Here is a 23,065-nt window from a genome sequence, read left to right as displayed (position 1 = left end):
AGTAGATCCGCCAGCGGGAGGCGCCGTCGATCATCGCGGCCTCCTCCAGTTCGACGGGCACCGACGCGATGAACTGCCGTGCCAGGAACACGCCGAACGGGTTGACCATGATCGCCGGGATGATGAGCGCCGCGTCCCGGCACGCCAGGCCCGCGTCCGGCCGCACCCGCTCCCGGCGGTGCGCCCCGCAAGCCCGGAGCGCCCCGCCCCGGTAACAACCCCTTCGCGCCCTCGCAGGGCATGGGCACCCAGCAGCGCCGTCGGCCCGACGGTGCGCGTCCGGGTGCGCCCGGCGCCCGTCCTGGAGCGCCCGGCGCCGGTGGCGACCGCCTCCCGCGTCCCGGAGGCTCCGGCGGCGTGCCCGGCATGCCTCGCCCCAACCCCGCGATGATGCCCAAGACGGCGAACCCGCAGATCGGTACCCCCGCCCGCGGTGGCCGTCCCGGCGGCCCGGGCGGTCCCGGCCGTGGTCGTCCCGGCGGCGGTCGTCCCGGCGGTCCGGGCGGCGCCGGCGGCGCCGGTGGTCCCGGATTCGGCGGCGGCATGGCGCCGGCCGGCGGCGGAGGTCGCGGTGGCGGTCGCGGTCGCTCCGGTGGCACGCAGGGCGCCTTCGGGCGCGGCGGCGCGGCCGGTAAGCGTGGTCGCAAGTCCAAGAAGCAGCGCAGGCAAGAGTTCGACCAGATGGAGGCGCCGGCGATCGGCGGCGTGCGCGTCCGCAAGGGCGACGGCCAGACCGTCCGGCTCCGTCGCGGCGCGTCCCTGACCGACCTCGCCGAGAAGATCGGCGTGGAGCCCGCGTCGCTGGTGCAGGTGCTGTTCCATCTCGGTGAGATGGTCACGGCCACGCAGTCCGTCGCCGACGAGACCCTCGAGGTGCTCGGAGCGGAACTCGACTACAACATCGAGGTCGTCTCCCCGGAGGACGAGGATCGCGAGCTGCTCGAGAGCTTCGACCTGGAGTTCGGCGAGGACATCGGCGACGAGGACGACCTGGAGGCGCGGCCCCCGGTCGTGACCGTCATGGGTCACGTCGACCACGGCAAGACGAAGCTGCTCGACGCCCTGCGGCACACCAACCTCGTGGCGAAGGAGGCCGGCGGCATCACGCAGGCCATCGGCGCCTACCAGGTCGCCACCGAGGTGGACGGCCAGGACCGGTCGATCACCTTCATCGACACCCCCGGTCACGAGGCCTTCACGGCCATGCGAGCCCGCGGCGCGAAGTCCACGGACATCGCCGTGCTCGTGGTGGCTGCCGATGACGGTGTCATGCCCCAGACGATCGAGGCGCTCAACCACGCCAAGGCGGCCGACGTTCCCGTCGTCGTCGCGGTCAACAAGATCGACAAGGACGCGGCGGATCCCACCCGGGTCCGCGGGCAGCTGTCCGAGTTCGGCCTGGTGCCGGAGGAGTACGGCGGCGACACGCAGTTCGTCGACGTGTCCGCCATCACCCGGCAGGGCCTGGACGAGCTGCTCGAGGCCATCGTGCTCACGGCGGACGCCGCCCTCGACCTGCGCGCCAACCCGGACATGCCCGCCCAGGGTGTGGCCATCGAGGCGCACCTCGACAAGGGTCGCGGCCCGGTCGCGACCGTGCTCGTCCACCGCGGCACGCTGCGCATCGGCGACTCGATCGTGGCGGGCTCCGCGCACGGCCGTGTCCGCGCGCTGATCAACGACCAGGGCGAGACCGTCGACGAGGCGCTGCCCTCGATGCCGGTCCAGGTGCTCGGCCTGACGTCGGTTCCCGGCGCGGGCGACAACGTCCTGGTCGTCGAGGACGACCGGATGGCCCGGCAGATCGCCGACAAGCGGGAGGCGCGTATGCGTGCCGCCCAGCAGGCCAAGACCAGCCGCCGCAAGACCCTCGACCAGCTGTTCGAGCAGCTGGAGAAGGGCGAGACGCAGGAGCTCCTGCTCATCCTCAAGGGCGACGGCGCGGGTTCGGTCGAGGCTCTGGAGGACGCCCTCAGCAAGATCGAGGTCGGCGACGAGGTGTCGCTGCGCGTCATCGACCGCGGTGTCGGTGCCATCACCGAGACCAACGTGTCGCTGGCCGCGGCGTCCAAGGCCGTCATCATCGGGTTCAACGTGCGGCCCACGCCGCACGCCACCCAGATGGCGGACCGGGAGAACGTGGACATCCGCTTCTACTCGGTCATCTACCAGGCCATCGACGAGATCGAGGCGGCGCTCAAGGGCATGCTCAAGCCGATCTTCGCCGAAGAGGTCCGGGGCCAGGCCGAGATCCGCGAGATCTTCCGCTCCTCGAAGTTCGGCAACATCGCCGGATGTATGGTCACCAGCGGCTCGATCCGCCGCAACGCCAGCGCGCGGCTTCTGCGCGACGGCGTGGTCATCGCCACGACGTCCATCGCGTCGCTGCGTCGTGAGAAGGACGACGCCACGGAGGTCCGCGAGGGCTTCGAGTGCGGCATGACCCTGGCCAACTACAACGACATCCGGATCGGTGACGTCGTCGAGACGTTCGAGATGGTGGAGAAGGAGCGGAGCTGACCCATGCCCGGACCGAGAAACGCCAAGCTGGCGGACCAGATCAAGGTCATCCTGGCCTCGACCATCGAGCGGCGGGTCAAGGACCCCCGCCTCGGGTTCGTCACCATCACGGAGGTGCGGCTGACCGGTGACAACCGGGAGGCCACCGCCTTCTACACGGTGCTCGGGGACGACGAGGCGCGCGCCGGCACGGCCGCGGCCCTCGAGTCGGCAACGGGGATGCTCCGCTCGACGGTGGGGCAGCAGCTCGGGATGAAGTTCACCCCGACGCTGACCTTCGTCCTCGACGCCACGCCCGAAGTGGCGCGGCACATCGAGGACCTCCTCGCCCAGGTGCAGGCCACCGACGCCGCCGCAGCCGCGGCGGCGCTCGGCAAGGAGTACGCCGGGGAGCCGGACCCGTACCGCAAGCCGCGGGAGGACGACGACGAGGCCGACCAGGTCGACGACCGGTGACCTCCGCCTCGGGGGTGGTGATCGTCGACAAGCCGTCGGGGGTCACCTCCCACCAGGTGGTCGGCCGTCTCCGGCGGCTCCTGGGCACCAGGAAGATCGGCCACGCCGGCACCCTGGACCCGATGGCCACCGGGGTGCTGATCCTCGGCGTGAACCGCGCAACGCGGCTCCTCGGCCACCTCGCGCTGCACGACAAGGCGTACACCGCCACCGTGCGGCTGGGGGAGTCGTCGTCGACGGATGACGCGGACGGCGACGTCGTCGCGGTGGCTGACGCGTCGCGGCTTGAGCGCGACGACCTCGAGGCCGCGGCGGCCCCTTTGCGCGGGGACATCCTGCAGGTGCCCAGCGCCGTCTCGGCCATCAAGGTCGACGGCAGGCGCGCCTACGCGCGCGTCCGGGCGGGGGAGGAGGTCGCGCTCGCGGCCCGCCCCGTCACGGTGTCGCGGCTGGAGATTACGGATCTCCGCCCCGCCGGCCGCTGCCTGGACGTCGACCTGGAGGTCGAATGCTCCTCCGGCACCTACGTGCGGGCGCTCGCCCGGGACCTCGGAGCGGCGCTGGGGGTCGGGGGCCACCTGACCGCGCTGCGCCGCACCCGTATCGGCGGCTACGGCATCGCCGACGCCGTCGTCCTCGGCGACGAGGCACCGCCACTCATGGCGATGGCCGACGCCGCCAGGCTCAGCTTCCCCGTCGTCGAGCTGACGCAGGAGGAGGCCCGCGACGTCGGCTACGGGCGTCCGCTCGCCCGCGAGGTCCCGGGTGCCCCCACGGGTGTCCTGTCGCCCGACGGCGAGCTGCTCGCGCTCTACGCGCCGGCGGCGGGGGGATCGGCGCCGGTTGCGGTGCTGGTCGGGCCATGACAGATTTGGGTGCCGTGACTAGTTCGGTCGTCGTCATCGGCAACTTCGACGGGGTCCACCGTGGACACCGGCGCGTCCTGCAGGAGGCCACGCGCGACGTCGACCATCCGCTCATCGTGCTGACCTTCTGGCCCCACCCGGTGACCGTCCTGCGCCCGGCGTCGGCGCCGAAGCTCCTGACGGACCTGAGGACGCGGATCGAGCTGCTCAAGGAGGCCGGGGCCCACGAGGTCCGCGTCATCCGGTTCAACGACGACGTCGCCCGGCTGTCGCCCGAGGAATTCGTCGAGCGGTTCCTGCTGCCACTGCACCCGGTGCGGGTGGTCGTGGGCGCCAACTTCCGGTTCGGTCGCCGGGCGTCCGGCGACGTCGACACGCTCGCGGCGCTGGGTGAGGGTCGCTTCGAGGTGGTACCGCTGCCGCTGGAGACGATCGATCACACGGTGTCGTGCTCCACCTGCGTGCGCGACCTGCTCGCCGACGGTGACGTCGCCGAGGCGGCCAAGCACCTCATGCGGCCGTTCCGCTTCCGTGGCGTCGTGGTCGTCGGAGACCAGCGCGGGCGCGACCTCGGGTTCCCGACGGCGAATCTCACGGTGCCGCCGGACATGGCGGTCCCCGCGGACGGCGTGTACGCCGGCTGGCTCACGCGGCTCGACGAGCCGGGCGCCGCCCCGCTGCCCGCCGCCATCTCCGTGGGCACCAACCCGACCTTCGACGGCCATGAGCGCCGCGTGGAGAGCTACGTCCTCGACCGCACGGATCTCGAGCTCTACGGGGTCGAGGTCGCCGTCGACTTCGTGGCGCGGCTGCGCGGACAGGTCCGGTTCGACGGCATCGACGCGCTCATCACGCAGATGCACGCCGACGTCGCGGGGGCGAAGATCGAACTCGGCCTCAGCGGACGGTGAGCGACTTCTTGTAGATCGCGTAGTGCTCGCTGGCCTGCGTCTCGTCGTCGACCTGCTCGACCTCCGGCTCGTCGACGAACAGGTGCTCGCCCGTGGGGTGGTACTCCAGCGACACGTACAGCGGCACGGCCTTCTCGTTGTTCGGGTCCACCGCGAGGTAGACCGCGGCGAAGCCCCGCTTGCGTGCCTCGTCCTCGAGGTAGCGGGAGAGGGCGCGGCCGGCTCCCTTGCGGCGGGCGGCCGGGTACACGAACATGTTGCGCAGCTCCGGCGTCATCGAGTCCGCATCCAGGTCAAGCACGGCGGTGCCGATGGGCGTGTCGTCCTCGACGGCGACCACGTAGAGGAGCGTTCCGGCCTGCTGGGCCGCAAAGTGCTTGTCGACGAGGCCGAGCTCCGGCCGCGGCTCGTTCGCGCGCAAGGCGTCGAGGTCCGAGTCGGTGGCGGGACGGACGATGATGCCCATGGTTCTCCTTAGCTCACACTGCCGTCGATGTCCCTACCCTAGCGCGTCGCCCCTCGGGGCCGCGGCGATGCACGTTTTGGGCCCGCGCCGGGGGCGGTGCTAGGGTTCTCAGGTTGCCGTTAGATCGGCCACGGCCCCGTCAGAGCCCCGACAGCATCCGCGACAGGGGCGCCGTGCAGCGAACCGGAAGGAGCCCTATATGGACGCCGACGAGAAGAAGAAGATCATCGACGAGTACGCGACCACGCCGGGTGACACCGGGTCGCCGGATGTGCAGATCGCCCTGCTGACCAAGCGGATCGCTCACCTCACCGAGCACCTCAAGGAACACAAGGGTGACCACCACAGCCGCCGTGGCCTGATGCTCATGGTCGGCCAGCGCCGCCGCCTGCTCAACTACGTCGCCAAGAACGACATCGAGCACTACCGGTCGCTGATCGCGCGCCTCGGCCTGCGTCGCTGACCTCGTCTCCCACCTCATCCTCAGGGCACCCCTCGCGGGGTGCCCTGAGTCGTTTCTCGGGTCAGCCGAGCGGCGAGGGCCGTGGATGCCCGTAGCGGTGGCGGGTGACCGAGACCGCCTGCTCCCGCACATAGGGAAGGAGTGCCCGCTCGCCGGGCAGCGGAGGACCGGGGTACACCGTCACGTCGATCGAGCCGTCGACGGCGACCTGGAGGTCCCGGCTCCCGAGATGGCGGACGCGGCCGTGGGCCACGCGATCGAACCCCGCGGACGACTCGACCACGACGTCGAACCCGGCGCCGGCGAGGGCGTCGCGCAGGGCCTGATGCGGCTCCTCCTCGAACGAGAACCGGACCCTGGCCCCTGCCGCCAGCGCCGCGGACGCCTCCCGCAGCACGGGCCACGGGTCCCGGGCCTCCACCCGGACCGTGACCTCCGTCGGCCGGTAGCGCAGGACGTTCTGCTCCGCGGCGAGCGCCGACGGGTCGTGCAGCGCGCCGACGATGGTGCGGGCCGCCCGCTCGTCGGACGCTGCCGCGGCCCGCACCAGCACGGGATCCAGTCCCGGAACCGCGCCGCCCGCCGTGACAAGCCGAGCCAGCGACTCGGTGGTGACCTCCGCGCTCGTCGCCGTGGGCCAGCCGTCGGGCTCCCACGAGCCGAGGCTGGCGACGTAGTGCGGCCCGCCGGCCTTGGCGCCGGGTCCGACGGATGAGCGCTTCCAGCCGCCGAACGGCTGTCGCCGGACGATCGCGCCGGTGATCCCGCGGTTGACGTAGCAGTTGCCGGCCTCGACGCGCTCGACCCAGCGCCGGATCTCCACCGCATCGAGGCTGTGCAGGCCGGCGGTCAGGCCGAACGGGGTGCCGTTCTGCAGGTCGATCGCCTCATCGAGCGACGACGCGGTCATCAGCCCCAGCACGGGACCGAAGTACTCGACCTGGTGGAACTCGCTGCCCGGCGCCACGCCCCAGCGCACGCCGGGGCTCCAGAGCCGCTCGTCGACCCGGCGCGGCGCCACCCACCACGTCTGCCCGGGCTCGAGGCGGGTCAGGCCCCGCCGCAGCTTCTCGCCCGGCGGCTCGGTGAGGGGGCCCATCTGCGCCGCCGGGTCCGTCGGCCAGGCGACGCGCAGCGACGTGACGGCGTCCACGAGTTGCTCGCGGAAGCGGCGCGACCTGGCGACGGAGCCGACGAGGATCCCGAGCGACGCGGCCGAGCACTTCTGCCCCGCGTGGCCGAAGGCCGAGGTGACGAGGTCGGCGACGGCCAGATCGAGGTCGGCCGACGGCGTGATCACGATCGCGTTCTTGCCGGAGGTCTCCGCGAGGAGGGGGAGCCCGGGGCGCCAGGAGCGGAACAGGGCGGCCGTCTCCGCGGCGCCTGTGAGGACGACCTGATCCACCCGGTCGTCGGTGATGAGCGCCTGGCCGAGGGGGCCGTCGTCGACGACGACGAACTGCAGCACCGCGTCCGGGATGCCCGCCCGGACACCCGCCTCGGCCAGGAGCGCGGCGGTGCGTCGGGCCGGGGGAGCCGGCTTGAGCACGACGGCCGATCCGGCGGCGAGGGCCGCCGCGACGCCGCCCAGGGGGATGGCGATCGGGAAGTTCCACGGGGGTGCGACGACGGTGAGTGCCGGCGGGACGTGGCGCGCGCCGTCGACGCGGTCGAGGGCCCGTTCGGCGTAGTAGCGGGCGAAGTCCACCGCCTCGGACACCTCGACGTCGGCCTGGTCGATGAGCTTGCCGACCTCGTCCGCGGCCACCGTCACCAGGTCGGTGCGCGCCGCCTCCAGCTGCCCGGCGAGGCGCCGGAGGACCGCCGCCCGCTCAGCCGGTGGCGTCGCCCGCCATCGAGCACCCGCCGCGCGCCCTTCGTCGAGGGCGCGGTCGAGTTCGGCGCGGTCCGCCAGCGTCGCGCGGCGCACCGCGTCGGCGCCGAGCAGCGGCGCGGGCAGGCGCCGGTGGATGGTCCGGGCCCACTCCTGATTCGACGGCAGCGCCGGGTCGGTGTCGCTGGCGTTGCCGAACCCGACCGGCGCCGGCGCGCGGTGCTGGACCGCCCAACCGGGCGGGCCCGGGTCGTCGGCGAGGGCGGCGGCGGCGCGGAACCGCTGCTCCTCCCTGGCCAGGAACTGCGCGTCGTGGCCGAGCCCGGCGGCGCCCGACATGAAGTTCTCGTTGGCGGCGTTCTCCTCGAGCCGCCTGACCAGATAGGCGATGGCGACGTCGAAGTCGCGGCGCGGGACCACCGGCACGTACAGCCGCACCCGGCCGATCTCCTCCTGCAGCACGCGGCGCAGCGGCACGCCCATGCCCGCCAGCATCTCGACGTCCATCTGGTCGGTCACGCCGCGAGCCGTGGCGAGCTCCCAGGCCGCCGCGAGCGTGAAGACGTTGTGGCTGGCCACCCCCACCTTCAGGCGGGAGGCCCGCTCCGGGGTGAGGCAGAAGTCCAAGGCCCGCAGGTAGCTGGCGTCCGTGGCCGCCTTCGACGGCAGGACCGGCGACGGCCATCCCCGCAGCTCCGCCTGGACCCGCTCCATGGCCATGTTCGCGCCCTTGACCAGGCGGACCTTGAGGGGGACCCCACCGGCGGCGACGCGGTCGCGGGCCAGGTCGTCGATCCGGCGCAGCACCAGGGGCGACTCCCGCAGGTAGGTCTGCACCGCGATCCCGGCCCGGACCCCGAGGAGGTCGGGGGCCATCGCGAGCCGGTCGAAGACGTCGAGCGTCAGGTGCAGGTCGCGGTACTCCTCCATGTCGAGGTTGACGAACTTGCCGAGGTCGCGGGCGCGCTCCATGAGCGGCCTCAGCCGGGCGACCGCCTCGGCGACGGTGGCGTCGTGGGCCCAGGGCGAGTGCGGCCCGAGGACTGCGGAGACCTTGAGCGAGACGTAGTCGACGTCCGGGCGCTCGAGGAGCGCCGCCGTCTGGGCCAGGCGGGCGCGGGCGTGCTCGTCGCCGAGCACCGCTTCGCCCAGTAGGTTGATGTTGAGGGCACAGCCATCGCGCTGCAGCCGCTCGAGGGCGGGGCCCAGTCGGCGGCCGACGTCGATCACGAGGTCGCCGACGAGCGCGGTGAACGCGGGGCGCACGGCCGGCAGGGCCAGGGTGGGGGAGGTGCGGACCGCCGCCAGGCCGAGCCGCAGCGCAGGCGGCAGGAACGGGGCGGGGCGGCGCGCGAGGTCGGCGAGCGCCCTGGCGGCCACCGTCGGGTCCTCGGGTCGCAGCACGCGGTCGACGAAGTCCAGGGTGAAGGGCAGGCCCTCCGGATGGCGCAGGACCCGGGCCAGCAACCGGGCCGCCGAAGGCTCCGGATGGGCGGTGCTGCGCTGGGCCCAGCGGCGCGCCGTCGCGGCCGCCGCGTCGATGATCCGGGGCGACGTGACGCTCAGCATTCAACCATCGTGGCCCAACCGGCTAGACTGCACTGGACAACTGAACAACTGTTGTTTCCACCCCGCCGCCCAGCGCACGCGTCCGTCTGGTCCTCGGTAGTGGCCTTCGGGTGCCTCAGGGCGCCCCCGCGGGCCTCGATCGAAGACCGGCAGACAATCCCGGCGACGATTCGCCCTGCGCGGGTGGCACACACCCCGAAAGGAGCCTGTCCGTGGAAGGACCAGGCATCGAATTCGCCGAGGCCGTTATCGACAACGGCAAGTACGGCACCCACACTATTCGCTTCGAGGCCGGCGTGCTGGCCCAGCAGGCCGATGGCTCGGCCGCCGTCTACCTGGACGGCGACACCATGCTGCTGTCGGCGACCACCGCGCAGAAGACCCCGCGGGAGGCCATCGACTTCTTCCCGCTGACGGTCGACGTCGAGGAGCGCATGTACGCCGCGGGCAAGATCCCCGGCTCGTTCTTCCGTCGTGAGGGCCGCCCGGGCGAGGGCGCGATCCTCGCCTGCCGCCTGATCGACCGCCCGCTGCGCCCCGCGTTCGTCAAGGGCCTGCGCAACGAGGTCCAGGTCGTCGTCACGATCCTGGCGCTCAACCCGGCTGTCATGTACGACGTCGTGGCGATCAACGCCGCGTCGATGTCGACCCAGATCGCGGGCCTCCCGTTCTCCGGGCCGATCGGTGGCGTGCGCGTCGCCCTCATCGACGACCAGTGGGTCGCGTTCCCGACCGTGGAGCAGGTGGCCCAGTCCGCCTTCCAGATGGTGGTCGCGGGCCGCGTGCTCGCCGACGGTGACGTCGCGATCATGATGGTCGAGGCCGGCGGCACCGACGCCACGTGGGAGCTCGTCCGCTCCGGCAAGACCGCGCCGACCGAAGAGGTCGTCGGTCAGGGCCTCGAGGCGGCCAAGCCGTTCATCAAGGCGCTGTGCGACGCGCAGTCCGAGCTGGCCGCCAAGCTGCCGCGCGAGACCTACGACTTCCCCGTGTTCCGCGACTACCAGGACGACGTCTTCGACGCCGTCTCCGAGCTCGCCGCCGACCGCGTGGCCCAGGCCATGCAGATCAAGGGCAAGCAGGAGCGCGACGAGGCGACGCACGCCATCCGTCAGGACGTCACGGAGCAGCTCACCGAGCGCTTCGACGGCCGCCTGAATGAGGTGTCGGCCGCGCTGAAGGCACTCACCAAGAAGATCGTGCGGCACCGCACGCTGACCGAGCAGGTCCGCATCGACGGCCGCGGCCCCGCCGAGATCCGCGAACTGGCGGCCGAGGTCGCGGTCATCCCGCGCGTGCACGGCTCGGCGCTGTTCCAGCGCGGCGAGACCCAGATCCTGGGCGTCAGCACCCTCAACATGCTCGACATGGAGCAGAAGATCGACACGCTCTCGCCCGAGAACACCAAGCGCTACATGCACAACTACAACTTCCCGCCGTACTCGACGGGCGAGACCGGCCGAGTCGGCTCCCCGAAGCGGCGCGAGGTCGGCCACGGTGCCCTGGCTGAGCGGGCGTTGATCCCCGTGCTGCCCACGCGCTCCGAGTTCCCCTACGCGATCCGCCAGGTGTCCGAGGCGCTGGGCTCGAACGGCTCGACGTCGATGGGCTCGGTCTGCGCGTCCACGTTGTCGCTGCTCAACGCGGGTGTGCCCCTCAAGGCGCCCGTCGCGGGCATCGCGATGGGCCTCATGAGCGAGGACGTCGACGGCGAGACGAAGTACATCGCGCTGACCGACATCCTGGGCGCCGAGGACGCGCTCGGCGACATGGACTTCAAGGTGGCCGGCACCCGTGACTTCGTCACCGCGCTGCAGCTGGACACCAAGCTCAACGGCATCCCCGCCGTCGAGCTGCAGAAGGCCCTGCTGCAGGCCCGCGACGCCCGGCACACCCTGCTCGACGTCATGGGCGAGGCGATCGACGTCCCCGACGAGATGAGCCCCTACGCGCCGCGGATCATCTCGCTGCGCATCCCGGTGGACAAGATCGGTGAGGTCATCGGCCCGAAGGGCAAGATCATCAACCAGATCCAGGACGACACGGGCGCCAACATCTCCATCGAAGATGACGGCACCATCTACGTGGGCGCCACGACGGGGGAGGCCGCGGATGCGGCCGTCGCCGCGATCAACGCGATCGCCAACCCGCACATGCCGGAGCGCGGCGAGCGGTTCCTCGGGACCGTCGTGAAGCTCACGGCGTTCGGGGCCTTCGTCTCGCTGCTGCCCGGCAAGGACGGCCTGCTGCACATCTCGAAGCTGCGCCCGCTCGCCGGCGGCGCCCGCGTCGAGAACGTGGAGGATGTCCTGTCGGTGGGGCAGAAGCTCCAGGTCGAGATCTCCGACATCGACGACCGCGGCAAGCTGTCGCTCGTTCCGGTGGTCGAGGAGAAGACCGACGCCGAGGCCTGATCGAGCCTGAATGACCGCCGAGGGGCGGGCCCGTCACGGGCCCGCCCCTCGGCGTCTGTCCTGGCGGGGGCGCCGCTGGCGGGCCGCGTCCGGGGATGGTTGGATGGACAGCGACGTCGAGACGAGGGGAGTGCGGACATGACCGAGATCAGGGTGGGTGTGTTCGGGGCCAGCGGCAAGATGGGCACCGAGGTCGTGCGGGCGGTCGAGCGCGCCGACGGCATGACCATCGTCGGCGGGTGTGACCTCGGGGAGCCTCGCGAGCAGGTCGGGCGCGCGCAGGTCGTCGTCGACTTCACGCACCCCGACGCCGTCATGGACAACATCGCGTGGTGCCTGGAGCGCGGCATCCACATGGTGATCGGCACCACCGGCTTCACCGACGAGAAGCTGGACCGGGTCCGCAACCTGTGCGCGGCCCACCCCGAGGCCGGGGTCCTCATCGCCTCGAACTTCTCGATCGGCGCCGTGCTCATGATGCGGTTCGCGGCCACCGCTGCGCCGTTCTACCCCTCGGTGGAGATCGTCGAGCTGCACCACCCGAACAAGGCCGATGCGCCGTCGGGCACGTCAGCGACCACCGCACGACGGATCGGCGCGGCCCGCGCCGCGGCCCAGATGCCGCCCGTCCCGGACGCCACCGTCCACGACGACGGGGCGCGCGGGGCGGTGGTCGACGGGGTGCACATCCACGGCGTCCGGCTGCAGGGCCTGGTGGCCCACCAGGAGGTGCTCCTGGGGGCGCCGGGCGAGACGCTCACGATCCGGCACGACTCGTTCGACCGGGCGTCGTTCATGCCGGGCGTCGTCGCGGGGATCCGCTACATCGTCGACCACGCGGGCCTGACGCTCGAGATGGAGTCGGTCCTCGGCCTCTGAGGGCCGCCGCCGCTACTGCGAGCGGCTGGCGATCTCGGCGGCCTCCGCCGCGAGCTCCCTCCGCAGCACCGCCTCCTCGGCCCGCTGCCAGGCGGCGACGTCGCGGCGCAGCGCCTTGATCAGGGACAGGCACATCCCGATCATGACGAGCGAGAAGGGGGCCGCGGCCACGATGGTCAGGGCCTGCAGCGCGGCGATGCCCGAGGTGTCGCCGCCGAGGGCGGCGGAACTGGACCAGATGAGCACGGCCGCGATCGAGCCCTCCAGCACCGACCAGAAGACCCGCGACCAGACGGGCGGGTTGGGATTGCCGTTGTGGGTGAGCATGTCCACGACGAACGATCCGGAGTCGGAGCTCGTGACGAAGAACACCAGTACCAGCAGCACGGCCACGCCGGACAGGACGGGACCGCCGGGGAGCTGGCCGAGCATCTCGAACAGCGCGGTGTTGGTGCTGACGCCGCCGTCGACGATGTGGTCGACCCCGCCGAAGATCTGCTGGTACAACGCGGCCCCGCCCATGACGGAGAACCACAGCATGGTGACGGCGGTCGGGACGAGCAGGACGCCGGCCACGAACTCACGGACCGTGCGACCGCGGGAGATGCGGGCGATGAACACCCCGACGAACGGCGACCAGGCGATCCACCAGCCCCAGTAGTAGGTCGTCCACGACCCGAGCCACGACTCGCCGCGGTCGCCGTAGAAGGCGAAGGTCTGGAAGGACATGGACACGAAGTTCTGGATGTAGCCGCCGAAGCTGGACACGAGCTCGCGCAGCACGAACAGGGTCGGGCCGAGGATCAGCACGGCCACCAGGAGCAGCGCCGCGAGCCACAGGTTGGCGCGCGAGAGAAACGCGATGCCCCGGTCGAGACCCGAGACGACCGAGAGCGTGGACAAGGCGGTGATCACCGCGATGATGACGAGCTTGGCCGTCGTGGTGCCCTCGACGACGCCGAGGTGCTCCAGCCCCGCGGCGATCTGATTGACACCCAGGCCGAGGGAGGTCGCGACGCCGAACAGCGTGCCGACGACGGCCGCGATGTCGATCGCGTTGCCCAGCGGACCGTCGACGCGCTTGCCGAGCAGGGGCTCCAGCGCCCAGCGGATCGACACGGGGCGCCCGCGGCGGTGCACGGCGTACGCGACCGCCAGACCGACGACGACGTAGACGGCCCACGCGTGCACGCCCCAGTGCAGGAACGTCTGCGCCATCGCACGGCGCCCCTGGGCCTCGATCCCCGACTCGCGGAAGCCGGGCGGCGGGGACGCGAGGTGCCACAGCGGCTCCGCCACGCCCCAGAACACCAGGCCGATGCCCATGCCGGCGGCGAACAGCATCGCGAACCAGGTCCGCCAGCGGTACTGGGGTGCCTCGTCCGGAGGGCCGAGGCGGATCGTGCCCAGGTTGCTGAAGGCGACGGCGAGCGCGAAGATCACGAAGCCGGACACCAGCGCCACGTAGTACCAGCCGATGGAGTTGACCACGACGGTGTTGATGGTGGACACGATGCCGTTGAACGCCTGCGGGGCCAGCAGCGCGGCCGCCAGCGCGACGGCGATGAGCGCGGCCGAGGTGACGAACACCCAGAGGTTGAGCCCCTCCTTCCCGTGCTGTGGCGGCCCCGACTCGGGGTTCATGTCGCGTTCGGCGGTGCGTGGGGTCACTGGTGTGGGCACGGGGGCTCCTGGGTCAGATGTCGCGTCAGTCAGTTCGGAGAGGATCGTCACTCGAAAAAAAGCAGCCTCTACCCTGTCACGACCGCGCCGTGCCCGCAAACTCCGCTAGGACGCGGCCCGGATGTCGGTGTGGAGGCGGACGAGCTTGACGCCGGGGGCGCCGTCGGCCGTGGCGATCTCCTGGTGCGCGCCGTCGGCGGCCCACCCGCAGGCCACCAGGAAGGCCCGCAGCCCGTCGTCGGCGGCGCGGACCCACATCGTGGCCACCTCATAACCGTCCTGCCGGAGGGTGTCGACGGCCGCGTTCATGAGCCGCGACCCGTGACCGGCGCCGCGGTGCCGCGGGTCGACGACGAACTCCGCGATGGTGCCGTCGCGCTCCTCGCGGTCCGGGTCGCCGCTGGGCCCGGTGACGGCGAAGCCGACGACGCCGTCGTCCCCGATGGCGACCAGCACCCTGAGGTGCGCCAGCGGGGGCTTGACGATGGCCTCGTGCCAGACGCGGGCCGCCTCGTCGGCCGGCAGCCCGCCGCCCGCTGCGGCGAGCAGGCCGGACTCGGCCCAGGCGCGGCGCTGGATGCGCGCGACGTCGACGGCCTCGGCGGGCAGGGCAAGTCGGACGGTGTCGGAGACGGACATGGCGTCCATCCTAAGCGCGGCCCCGCGTCCTCCGAGGACCCGCGGCACGCGGCGCATCCACTAGCCTGACCCCATGACCGACGTGACCCAGCCCCCCAAGCTCGCCCCCGGAACGTTGCGGGTGATACCGCTCGGCGGGCTCGGCGACATCGGCCGCAACATGACCGCCTTCGAGATCGACGGGCAGATCGCGCTCGTCGACTGCGGCGTGCTGTTCCCCGAGGACGACCACCCCGGCGTCGACCTCATCCTCCCCGCGCTCGACTACCTCAACGACCGCCTCGACGACATCGTCGCCCTGGTGCTCACCCACGGCCATGAGGACCACATCGGCGCGGTGCCCTACCTGCTGAAGAAGCGGGCTAACATCCCCGTCTTCGGATCCAAGCTGACGCTGGCGTTCCTCGCCGCGAAGCTCCGGGAGCACCGCATCCGCGACTTCGACCTCGACGCCGTCGAAGAGGGCGAGATCCTCGAGGTCGGCAACTTCGAGTTCGAGTTCCTGGCGGTCAACCACTCCATCCCCGACGCCCTGGCCGTCGCCATTCGGACCAAGGCCGGCCTGGTCCTGCACACCGGCGACTTCAAGATGGACCAGCTGCCGCTAGATGGCCGCATCACGGATCTGCGCGGCTTCGCCCGGCTCGGTGAGGAGGGCGTCGACCTCTTCATGGTGGACTCCACCAATGCAGAGACGCCGGGCTTCACCACGCTCGAGCGCGATGTCGAGCCCGCGATCGCCCGCGTGTTCGACCAGGCCCGCGGCAAGCTCATCGTCGCGTGCTTCGCCAGCCACGTCCACCGGGTGCAGCAGGTGCTGAACCTGGCCGTCAAGCACGGCCGCAAGGTCGTCTACGTCGGGCGGTCCATGGTGCGCAACATGTCCACCGCCAGGGACCTGGGCTACCTCAAGGTCCCGGCGGGCACGCTCATCGAGCTCAAGGAGATCGACCGCTACCCGGCCAACGAGGTCGTGATCGTCTCCACCGGTTCCCAGGGCGAGCCCATGGCGGCGCTGAGCCGCATCGCCAACCGCGACCACCCCGTCGTGGAGGTGGGGGAGGGCGACACGATCCTGCTGGCCAGCTCGCTGATCCCCGGCAACGAGAACTCGGTCTACCGCGTCATCAACGGCCTCAGCCGGCTCGGCGCCACCGTCGTACACAAGGGCAACGCGCTCGTGCACGTCTCGGGCCACGCCTCGGCGGGGGAGTTGCTGTACTGCTACAACATCCTCAAGCCGCGCAACGTGCTGCCGGTGCACGGCGAGGCCCGGCACCTGATCGCCAACGCCAAGCTGGCCCAGGCAACAGGCGTGCCGGCTGAGCGGGTCCTCGTGTCCGGCGACGGCGACGTCATCGACCTCAAGGACGGGATCGCGAAGAAGGTCGGCTCCATCGACGCCAGCTATGTCTTCGTGGACGGGTCGACGGTGGGCGACATCTCCGAGTCGATCATGGACCGCCGCATCCTCGGCGAGGAGGGGTTCGTCTCCGTCATCACCGCCGTGGACCTCCACAACCGGACGATCGTCAGCGGGCCGGACGTGCACGCCCGCGGCTTCGCCGAGGACGACAGCGTCTTCGAGGAGGTGCGCCAGCGGGTGGCCGCCGCGCTGCTCGACGCGCTGCGCGACGGCGTCGACGACCCGTACCGGCTGCAGCAGGTGACGCGGCGGGTCGCGGGGCAGTGGGTGTCTCGGACGCTGAAGCGGCGCCCGATGATCGTTCCCGTCGTCGTCACGACGTGACCCGCGGCCGGTTTGACCGGTCGCTGGTGCCCAAGTAGAGTTGTCCCTCGGTGTTCTGCCCCCTTTCCATCCGGACTGGACGGGCACGCCGCAATGCTTGAAGTGAACCCAAGAAGGTAGGTCAGTCGTGTACGCGATCGTGCGCAACGGTGGACGTCAGCACAAGGTTGCTGTCGGCGACGTCCTGGACATCGACCTGGTGTCCGAAGAGGTCGGCAAGACCCTGTCCCTGCAGCCGCTGCTGCTGGTCGACGGCGACAAGATCACCTCGGACGCCAAGGCGCTCGGGAAGGTCTCCGTGACCGCCGAGGTCGTCGGCGAGGCGAAGGGTCCGAAGATCCGGATCCTCAAGTACAAGAACAAGACCGGCTACAAGAAGCGCCAGGGTCACCGCCAGCGGTACACCCAGGTGAAGATCACCGGGATCAAGGGCTGAGGAGCGAACAATGGCACACAAGAAGGGCGCGTCCTCGACGCGGAACGGTCGTGACTCGAACGCGCAGCGCCTCGGCGTGAAGCGATACGGCGGCCAGCTGGTCGGCGCGGGGGAGATCCTCGTGCGTCAGCGCGGCACGCACTTCCACCCCGGTGACGGCGTCGGTCGCGGTGGCGACGACACCCTCTTCGCCCTCGTCGAGGGCCAGGTGGAGTTCGGCGTCAAGCGCGGTCGCCGCGTGGTCAACGTGGTGCCCGCCTGATCCGGCACCCGCACTTTCTCGAGAACGGCCCTCCGGGGCCGTTCTTCGTTTCCGCCTTAGACTGAGGCGAGCACACCCTAGGAGTCCCGATGGCCATCCCCTCGTTCGTCGACCGCGTCAAGCTGACGGTGCAGGCCGGCAACGGCGGCCACGGCTGCGCATCCATTCACCGCGAGAAGTTCAAGCCCCTCGGTGGGCCCGACGGCGGCAACGGCGGCGACGGCGGGTCGGTCATCCTGCGCGTGGACGACTCGCTCTCCACGCTCGTCGACTACCACCGCCAGTCCGTGCGCAAGGCGGTCAGCGGCCAGCCGGGCCGCGGCGACCACCAGCACGGATCCCGGGGTGAGGACGTCGTCCTCGCAGTGCCCAGCGGGACCGTCGTCAGCGATGCCGACACGGGCGAGGTGCTGGCCGACCTCACCGAGCAGGGGGCCGAGTTGGTCGTCGCCCAGGGCGGAAAGGGTGGCCTCGGGAACGCTGCGCTGGCCACGTCCGCCCGCAAGGCGCCGGGCTTCGCGCTGCTCGGCGAGGACGGGGAGAGCCGCCTCATCCAGCTCGAACTGAAGGTGGTGGCCGACGTCGGCCTGGTCGGGTTCCCGTCCGCCGGCAAGTCGTCGCTGGTGGCGGCGATTTCGCGGGCGCGGCCGAAGATCGCCGACTACCCCTTCACCACCCTGGTGCCCAACCTGGGCGTGGTCGTCGCCGGGGACGTGACCTACACCGTCGCCGACGTGCCCGGCCTCATCGAGGGCGCGTCGGAGGGCAGGGGCCTCGGGTTCGACTTCCTGCGCCACATCGAGCGCTGCCAGGCCATCGTCCACGTCATCGACCTCGGCACCTACGAGCCGGGCAGGGACCCGGTCGCCGACCTGGAGGTCATCGAGGCGGAGCTCGCCGCGCACGGCGGGCTCGAGGACCGGGTGCGGCTCATCGCGCTGAACAAGGTCGACCTGCCGGACGCGCATGAACTGGCCGAGATCGTGCGGCCCGAGTTGGCGAGGTTCGGGCACCGCATCTTCGAGATCTCCACCAAGACGGGGGAGGGCCTGAACGACCTCAAGTTCGCCATGGCCGAGATCGTGGCCGCCCGGCGCGCCTCCCTCCCCGAGGCCGCCGCGCCGAAGCCGGTGCTGCGGCCGGCGCCGGTCGGGCGCCGCCAGCCGACGGCGGAGTTCACCATCGTCAAGAAGGGCGACGGCGAGGGCGGCTTCGTGTGGCGGGTGCGGGGCGAGAAGCCCGAGCGCTGGATCCGGCAGACCGACTTCAACAACGCCGAGGCCGTCGGCTACCTGGCCGACCGGCTCAACCGGCTCGGTGTCGAGGACAAGCTGCTCGACCTCGGTGCGCGCCAGGGTGACGCCGTCGCGATCGGCGGCGAGGACGCCGTCGTGTTCGACTTCGCGCCCCAGGTGGAGACCGGGGCCGAGATCCTCAGCCGCCGCGGCGAGGACGTGCGGCTCGAGGCCGACCGTCCTGCGGCGCAGCGGCGCAAGCGGATGGACGCCGAGTACCATGCGGCCAAGGAGGCCGGCATCGACTACGCGACCTCCGGCTACGAGGCGGTGGAGGAGGGCGACCCCGAGCATGAGGCGTGAGGTCGCCGACGCGAAACGCGTCGTCGTCAAAGTGGGGTCCTCCTCGCTGACCCGCCCCGACGGGCACCTGGATCCCGAACGGATCAGGACCCTGGCCCGGCTCCTGTCGTCGCTGCAGGAGCGGGGGGTCCGGGTGGTCCTCGTGACGTCGGGGGCGATCGCCGCCGCGCTGGGACCGCTCGGTCTGCGCCGCCGCCCGCGGGACCTGGAGACGCAGCAGGCCGCGGCCGCCGTCGGTCAGGGCCTGTTGATCCGGCACTACGCCGACGCGTTCGCCGAGCACGGCGTCACGGTCGCGCAGCTGCTCCTGACCGTCGAGGACGTGCTGCGGCCGAAGACCTACCGCAACGCCCTCAACACCATCTCGCGCCTGTTCCGGCTGGGCGTGGTGCCGATCGTCAACGAGAACGACACCGTGGCCACCCACGAGATCCGGTTCGGCGACAACGACCGGCTGGCGGCCCTCATCGCCCACCTGGTCCGGGCCGACGCGCTGCTGCTCATGAGCGACGTCGACGCCCTCTACACCGCGCACCCCGACACCCCTGGCGCGCGGCGCATCGAGCGGGTCGATGACATCACGGCGCTGCGGGTCGACACGTCCCGGGTCGGCTCGAAGGTCGGCACGGGCGGCATGCGCACCAAACTGCAGGCTGCCGACATCGCGACGCAGGCCGGAGTCAGCGTCGTCCTCGGCCACGCCGACGACCTGGAGCGGGCACTGGCGGGGGAGCCCGTCGGGACGTTCTTCGTCGCCACCAGGAAGCGCCGACCGCGGCGGCTGCTGTGGCTGGCGTTCGCCGCAGAGCCCCGCGGGGCGCTGCGCGTCGACGAGGGGGCCAGGCGAGCGCTCACCACCGGGAAGGCGTCGCTGCTGGCGATCGGGGTCCGCGAGGTGGAGGGCACCTTCGCGGAGGGCGAGCCCGTGGAGATCGTGGGGCCGGACGGGCATCCCATCGGGAGGGGCTTCGTCGGCTACTCCAGCGCCGACCTGGTGCGCGAGATCGGGCACCGCAGCGATGAGGACGGGCACCGCGACCAGCGACCGGTCGTGCACCGCGATCTCATGATGCTGAGCGAACAGTGAGGCGATTTCACCGGCGCTGACGCGCGGCTTACGCTGAGCAGGTGATCGAAGTCTTCGGGTGGGTGGCTGCTGCTGTCGGCATCGCGTCGAATCTCCCGCAGCTGCTGCGGATCCTGCGGGCGGGCACGAGCGCCGGGGTGTCGCTGCGGCTGTGGCAGATCTCCGCCGCGACGACGGGTGCCTGGATGGTGCACGGGTTCCTCGTGCAGAAGGCCCAGATGCAGTGGCCCAACATGCTGATGTCGGGGCTGGCGCTGGTGATCGTCGTGTTCGTGCTGCGCGACCGCGGGCAGCGCATCGCCCCGCAGCTGATCCTGCCCGTGGCTCTGGCCGGGGCCCTGACCAGCGTTGAACTGATGTTCGGGGCCATGGCGTTCGGGTTCATCATCGCGGTGCCGCAGCTGATGGGGCAGGGATCGCAGCTCAAGGAGATGGTCACCGCTCCGGACCTGACAGGTGTCTCGGTGGGGTATCTGGGCATCATGCTGGTGGTGCAGGCGATGTGGTTCGTATTCGGGCTGCTGACCACCGACTGGGCGCTCATCATCTGCGCCGGGGCGATGACGGTGGTGTGCTCGCTCAACCTCGCGGTCTACATGGTGCGGTGGGTGCGCGGCCGTTCACGCGTCGCGCTGGCCGTCTGAGCCGTCTGGGCCGTCTGGGCCCTCCCCCGCTCGCCCCCGCCCCACCCCGCTGGCGCGGGGTGGGTTGAGCCTGACACGCGGTCTGTGGGCGTGGGTTGAGCCTGACACGCGGGTCGCGGCGGTGAGTTGAGCCTGCGGCTCGTCTCAACCAGCGAACTGCTCCGAATAGCGGTCAATCGGCGGTTGAGCCATGGCTCAGGCTCGTCGCCGGGTGCGCAGGGCCCCGCGCACAGCGTCGGGTAGGGCAGACAGGGTCTCGGTCGAGAAGTGGAGCACGTGCCAGCCGGCTGCGGTGAGCGCCGCGTCGCGCCGCCGGTCATGATGGAACGCTTCCCTGCCGCCGTGGTGCTCGAACCCGTCAAGCTCGACGGCCAGTTTCAGATGCGGCCACGCCACGTCGACGTAGTGGTTCAGGCCGCCGAGCACCACGGGGAAGTTGGTCACCCACCCGGTGATCTTCGCCTCGCGCAGCACGCGGTGCGCGCGACGTTCCAGCCCCGACCAGGGAGCGGACCGCGAGTCCTTGAGAATCTCGCGCCGCATCGTGTTGCCGCGACGTCGCGGGGTCAGGGCGAGCGCCGCCTGGAGTTGTCCCAGCGTGACGACCCGTCGTCGGAGTGCCTCGTCAACTGCCTCAGCCCCCAACTCCGGGATGAGATCGAGAACCGTGAGCGCCGGAGCGGTACAGAGCATGCCGGATGCCGGTCTGACCAGGGCGGGAGGGATGAACCGTTCGTGGAAACGGAAGCCGGACCGGTCGTGCAGGATTGACGGGTGGGCGAGATCGACGGTGTCGCACTCGAGTTCCTCCCACCATGACTTCGCCGCTGCGCGCCCGAGCAGTGTGTAGGGACGGGTCGACGACGCGGCGGCCGCGACGCGGACGTCGAAGTCCCGCGCGCGATCGGCCAACGCGAAGATGTTCGGCAACACAGCGACGAGATGACCGCGGCACCGGTAGGCGTTGAGTGAGCGGTCCAACTCAGGGTGCAGGGTGGCGTTGATCACGAGCTCGCTCTCGAGCCTCATCCGGATGTCTTCTCTCATGCCGTCGTGATGGGCGGCGGGGGAGCCTGTGTTCCGCTATCCACAGATGAGCCTGATCCAGGTTTCAACCCAGGAAATCGGCTGATTCCGCCCGATCTCGGCCGCGGCCACCGCCGGAGGCTCGTCAAGGCTGGACGAACCGCGAGTCAGGCTCAACCCACGCCCACAGACCGCGTGTCAGGCTCAACCCTCGCCCCGACCTCCCGACCCCCGCCCCCGCGCCGCGCCACCCCCGAGCCGAGACGGCCGGGGCCGCGACGGCGCGCCACGCCTAGACTTCCCCCATGGATTTCCAGACGCAGGCAGTGGCCGCCCGCGGGGCGGCCGTCGAACTCGCCACCCTCACCCGGGCCGCCAAGGACACGGCACTCCACGCGATGGCCGACGCCCTCGCCGCCTCCGAGGGCCGGCTGCTGCAGGCGAACGCCGCCGACGTCGAGGCGGCCCGCGCGGCCGGAACGCCAGAGTCCATCGTCGACCGCCTCGCGCTCACCCCCGCCCGGATCGACGGCATGGTGCAGGGACTCCGCGACCTCGCTGCTCTGCCCGACCCCGTCGGCGACGTCGTGCGCGGCTGGAAGCTGCCCAACGGCGTGAGCGTCCGGCAGGTCCGGGTCCCGTTCGGCGTCGTCGGCATCATCTACGAGGCCCGCCCCAACGTCACCGCGGACGCCGCCGGCATCTGCCTCAAGTCCGGCAACGCCGCGCTCCTGCGCGGTTCGTCCTCGGCGCTGAACTCCAACCGCGTCACCGTCGAGGCGCTGCGTGCCGGCCTCGAGGCGGCGGGGGTCACCCCCGACGCGGTGCACCTGGTCGAGGGCGGCCGCGACGTCACGGCCGAGCTCATGCGCGCCCGCGGCCTCGTCGACGTCCTCATCCCGCGGGGCGGCGCCGGGCTCATCCAGGCGGTCGTCGACGGCTCGACCGTGCCCGTCATCGAGACCGGCACCGGGAATTGCCACGTCTACGTCGACGCCGACGCCGACGTGGACCAGGCGATCACCATCCTCCTCAACGCCAAGACCCAGCGGCCCAGCGTCTGCAACGCCGCCGAGACGCTGCTGGTCCACCGCGACATCGCCGACACGTTCCTGCCCCGCGCCCTCCAGGCGTTGCACGGCGCCGGCGTCACCGTCCACGGCGACCCGGCCACCGTCGCCTACTCGGAGGCGGTCGTCCCCGCCGGGCCGGACGAGTACGACGCGGAGTATCTGACGCTGGATCTCGCGGCCAAGGTCGTCGACTCCCTCGACGAGGCCCTCGACCACATCCGCGCCCACACCACCGGGCATTCGGAGACGATCGTCACCCGGTCGCGCCGCGCGGCCGACCGTTTCGTCGCCGAGGTCGACGCCGCCGCCGTGCTCGTCAACGCCTCCAGCCGCTTCGTCGACGGCGGCGAGTTCGGCTTCGGCGCAGAGATCGGCATCTCGACCCAGAAGCTGCACGCCCGCGGACCGATGGGGCTTCCGGAGATGACGAGCAGCAAGTACGTCATCGAGGGCGACGGCCAGGTCCGCGCCTGACGCGCGACGGCCGAC

Annotated in this window: 18 protein-coding genes and 1 pseudogene; 14 read left to right on the top strand and 5 right to left on the bottom strand. The window is 71.4% G+C overall.

Annotated features, from left to right (window positions below):
- Positions 1-129: 129 nt before the first annotated feature.
- The 4 genes and pseudogenes from infB to BCR15_RS10910 form a co-directional block, all read left to right on the top strand.
- Positions 130-2,520: pseudogene (infB, locus tag BCR15_RS10925) on the top strand (translation initiation factor IF-2); the annotation flags it as partial.
- Between the two features lie 3 nt (positions 2,521-2,523).
- Positions 2,524-2,976 (top strand): 30S ribosome-binding factor RbfA, encoded by a 453-nt coding sequence (gene rbfA, locus BCR15_RS10920; protein ID WP_068752217.1) that lies wholly within the window; start codon positions 2,524-2,526, stop codon positions 2,974-2,976.
- Positions 2,973-3,842, top strand: a complete 870-nt coding sequence (truB, locus tag BCR15_RS10915) for a tRNA pseudouridine(55) synthase TruB (protein ID WP_068752216.1) — start codon at positions 2,973-2,975, stop codon at positions 3,840-3,842. The genes rbfA and truB overlap by 4 nt, the downstream gene beginning before the upstream one ends.
- Positions 3,839-4,753: a bifunctional riboflavin kinase/FAD synthetase gene (locus tag BCR15_RS10910; protein WP_068752215.1), complete on the top strand. Its 915-nt coding sequence runs from the start codon at positions 3,839-3,841 to the stop codon at positions 4,751-4,753. Before truB ends, BCR15_RS10910 begins: the two co-directional genes overlap by 4 nt.
- On the opposite strand, the gene BCR15_RS10905 is transcribed toward BCR15_RS10910, so the two are convergent.
- Complete coding sequence (locus BCR15_RS10905; RefSeq protein WP_068752214.1) at positions 4,740-5,219, bottom strand: GNAT family N-acetyltransferase; 480 nt, start codon at positions 5,217-5,219, stop codon at positions 4,740-4,742. The genes BCR15_RS10910 and BCR15_RS10905 overlap by 14 nt on opposite strands.
- Before the next feature lie 199 nt (positions 5,220-5,418).
- Here BCR15_RS10905 and rpsO point away from each other — a divergent pair, with 199 nt between their 5' ends.
- Positions 5,419-5,682, top strand: a complete 264-nt coding sequence (gene rpsO, locus BCR15_RS10900; RefSeq protein ID WP_068752213.1) for a 30S ribosomal protein S15 — start codon at positions 5,419-5,421, stop codon at positions 5,680-5,682.
- Positions 5,683-5,743: 61 nt separating this feature from the next.
- Here rpsO and BCR15_RS10895 read toward each other — a convergent pair whose 3' ends face one another.
- Positions 5,744-9,085, bottom strand: coding sequence for a bifunctional proline dehydrogenase/L-glutamate gamma-semialdehyde dehydrogenase (locus BCR15_RS10895; protein ID WP_068752212.1), 3,342 nt, complete (start codon positions 9,083-9,085; stop codon positions 5,744-5,746).
- A gap of 212 nt (positions 9,086-9,297) precedes the next feature.
- On the opposite strand from BCR15_RS10895, the gene BCR15_RS10890 reads away from it, so the two are divergent.
- Complete coding sequence (locus BCR15_RS10890; RefSeq protein WP_068752211.1) at positions 9,298-11,499, top strand: polyribonucleotide nucleotidyltransferase; 2,202 nt, start codon at positions 9,298-9,300, stop codon at positions 11,497-11,499.
- A gap of 138 nt (positions 11,500-11,637) precedes the next feature.
- Positions 11,638-12,378, top strand: coding sequence for a 4-hydroxy-tetrahydrodipicolinate reductase (gene dapB, locus BCR15_RS10885; protein ID WP_068752210.1), 741 nt, complete (start codon positions 11,638-11,640; stop codon positions 12,376-12,378).
- A 12-nt stretch (positions 12,379-12,390) separates the two neighbouring features.
- Here dapB and BCR15_RS10880 read toward each other — a convergent pair whose 3' ends face one another.
- Positions 12,391-14,061, bottom strand: a complete 1,671-nt coding sequence (locus tag BCR15_RS10880; RefSeq protein ID WP_197971759.1) for a BCCT family transporter — start codon at positions 14,059-14,061, stop codon at positions 12,391-12,393.
- A 105-nt stretch (positions 14,062-14,166) separates the two neighbouring features.
- Entirely contained in the window at positions 14,167-14,700 is a 534-nt protein-coding gene (locus tag BCR15_RS10875; RefSeq protein WP_078920277.1) for a GNAT family N-acetyltransferase, read from the bottom strand.
- Positions 14,701-14,773: 73 nt separating this feature from the next.
- Between BCR15_RS10875 and BCR15_RS10870 the strand changes: the two genes are divergently transcribed.
- From BCR15_RS10870 to BCR15_RS10845, 6 genes are all read left to right on the top strand, one after another.
- Complete coding sequence (locus BCR15_RS10870) at positions 14,774-16,450, top strand: ribonuclease J (protein WP_068752208.1); 1,677 nt, start codon at positions 14,774-14,776, stop codon at positions 16,448-16,450.
- A gap of 127 nt (positions 16,451-16,577) precedes the next feature.
- Complete coding sequence (gene rplU, locus BCR15_RS10865) at positions 16,578-16,886, top strand: 50S ribosomal protein L21 (protein WP_068752207.1); 309 nt, start codon at positions 16,578-16,580, stop codon at positions 16,884-16,886.
- 10 nt (positions 16,887-16,896) lie between these two features.
- Positions 16,897-17,148 (top strand): 50S ribosomal protein L27, encoded by a 252-nt coding sequence (rpmA, locus tag BCR15_RS10860; protein ID WP_068752206.1) that lies wholly within the window; start codon positions 16,897-16,899, stop codon positions 17,146-17,148.
- An 89-nt stretch (positions 17,149-17,237) separates the two neighbouring features.
- The gene (gene obgE / locus BCR15_RS10855) at positions 17,238-18,746 is read left to right on the top strand and encodes a GTPase ObgE (protein WP_068752205.1); all 1,509 of its coding nucleotides are present in this window, start codon (positions 17,238-17,240) and stop codon (positions 18,744-18,746) included.
- Positions 18,736-19,833 carry a glutamate 5-kinase gene (gene proB, locus BCR15_RS10850; RefSeq protein ID WP_068752204.1) on the top strand — a complete coding sequence of 366 codons (1,098 nt, stop codon included), beginning with the start codon at positions 18,736-18,738 and terminating at the stop codon, positions 19,831-19,833. The genes obgE and proB overlap by 11 nt, the downstream gene beginning before the upstream one ends.
- A 41-nt stretch (positions 19,834-19,874) precedes the next feature.
- On the top strand, positions 19,875-20,477 hold the full coding sequence (locus BCR15_RS10845; RefSeq protein WP_068752203.1) for a PQ-loop repeat-containing protein: 603 nt from the start codon (positions 19,875-19,877) through the stop codon (positions 20,475-20,477).
- Positions 20,478-20,672: 195 nt separating this feature from the next.
- Here the strand turns inward: BCR15_RS10845 and BCR15_RS10840 are convergent, their stop codons facing one another.
- Positions 20,673-21,506 (bottom strand): endonuclease domain-containing protein, encoded by an 834-nt coding sequence (locus tag BCR15_RS10840; RefSeq protein WP_068752202.1) that lies wholly within the window; start codon positions 21,504-21,506, stop codon positions 20,673-20,675.
- 302 nt (positions 21,507-21,808) lie between these two features.
- On the opposite strand from BCR15_RS10840, the gene BCR15_RS10835 reads away from it, so the two are divergent.
- The gene (locus BCR15_RS10835) at positions 21,809-23,050 is read left to right on the top strand and encodes a glutamate-5-semialdehyde dehydrogenase (RefSeq protein WP_068752201.1); all 1,242 of its coding nucleotides are present in this window, start codon (positions 21,809-21,811) and stop codon (positions 23,048-23,050) included.
- Positions 23,051-23,065 lie beyond the last annotated feature (15 nt).

This window comes from Tessaracoccus lapidicaptus (assembly GCF_001693815.1).
Lineage (GTDB): Bacteria > Actinomycetota > Actinomycetes > Propionibacteriales > Propionibacteriaceae > Arachnia > Arachnia lapidicapta.
This window is presented reverse-complemented; position numbering and strand designations above follow the sequence as displayed.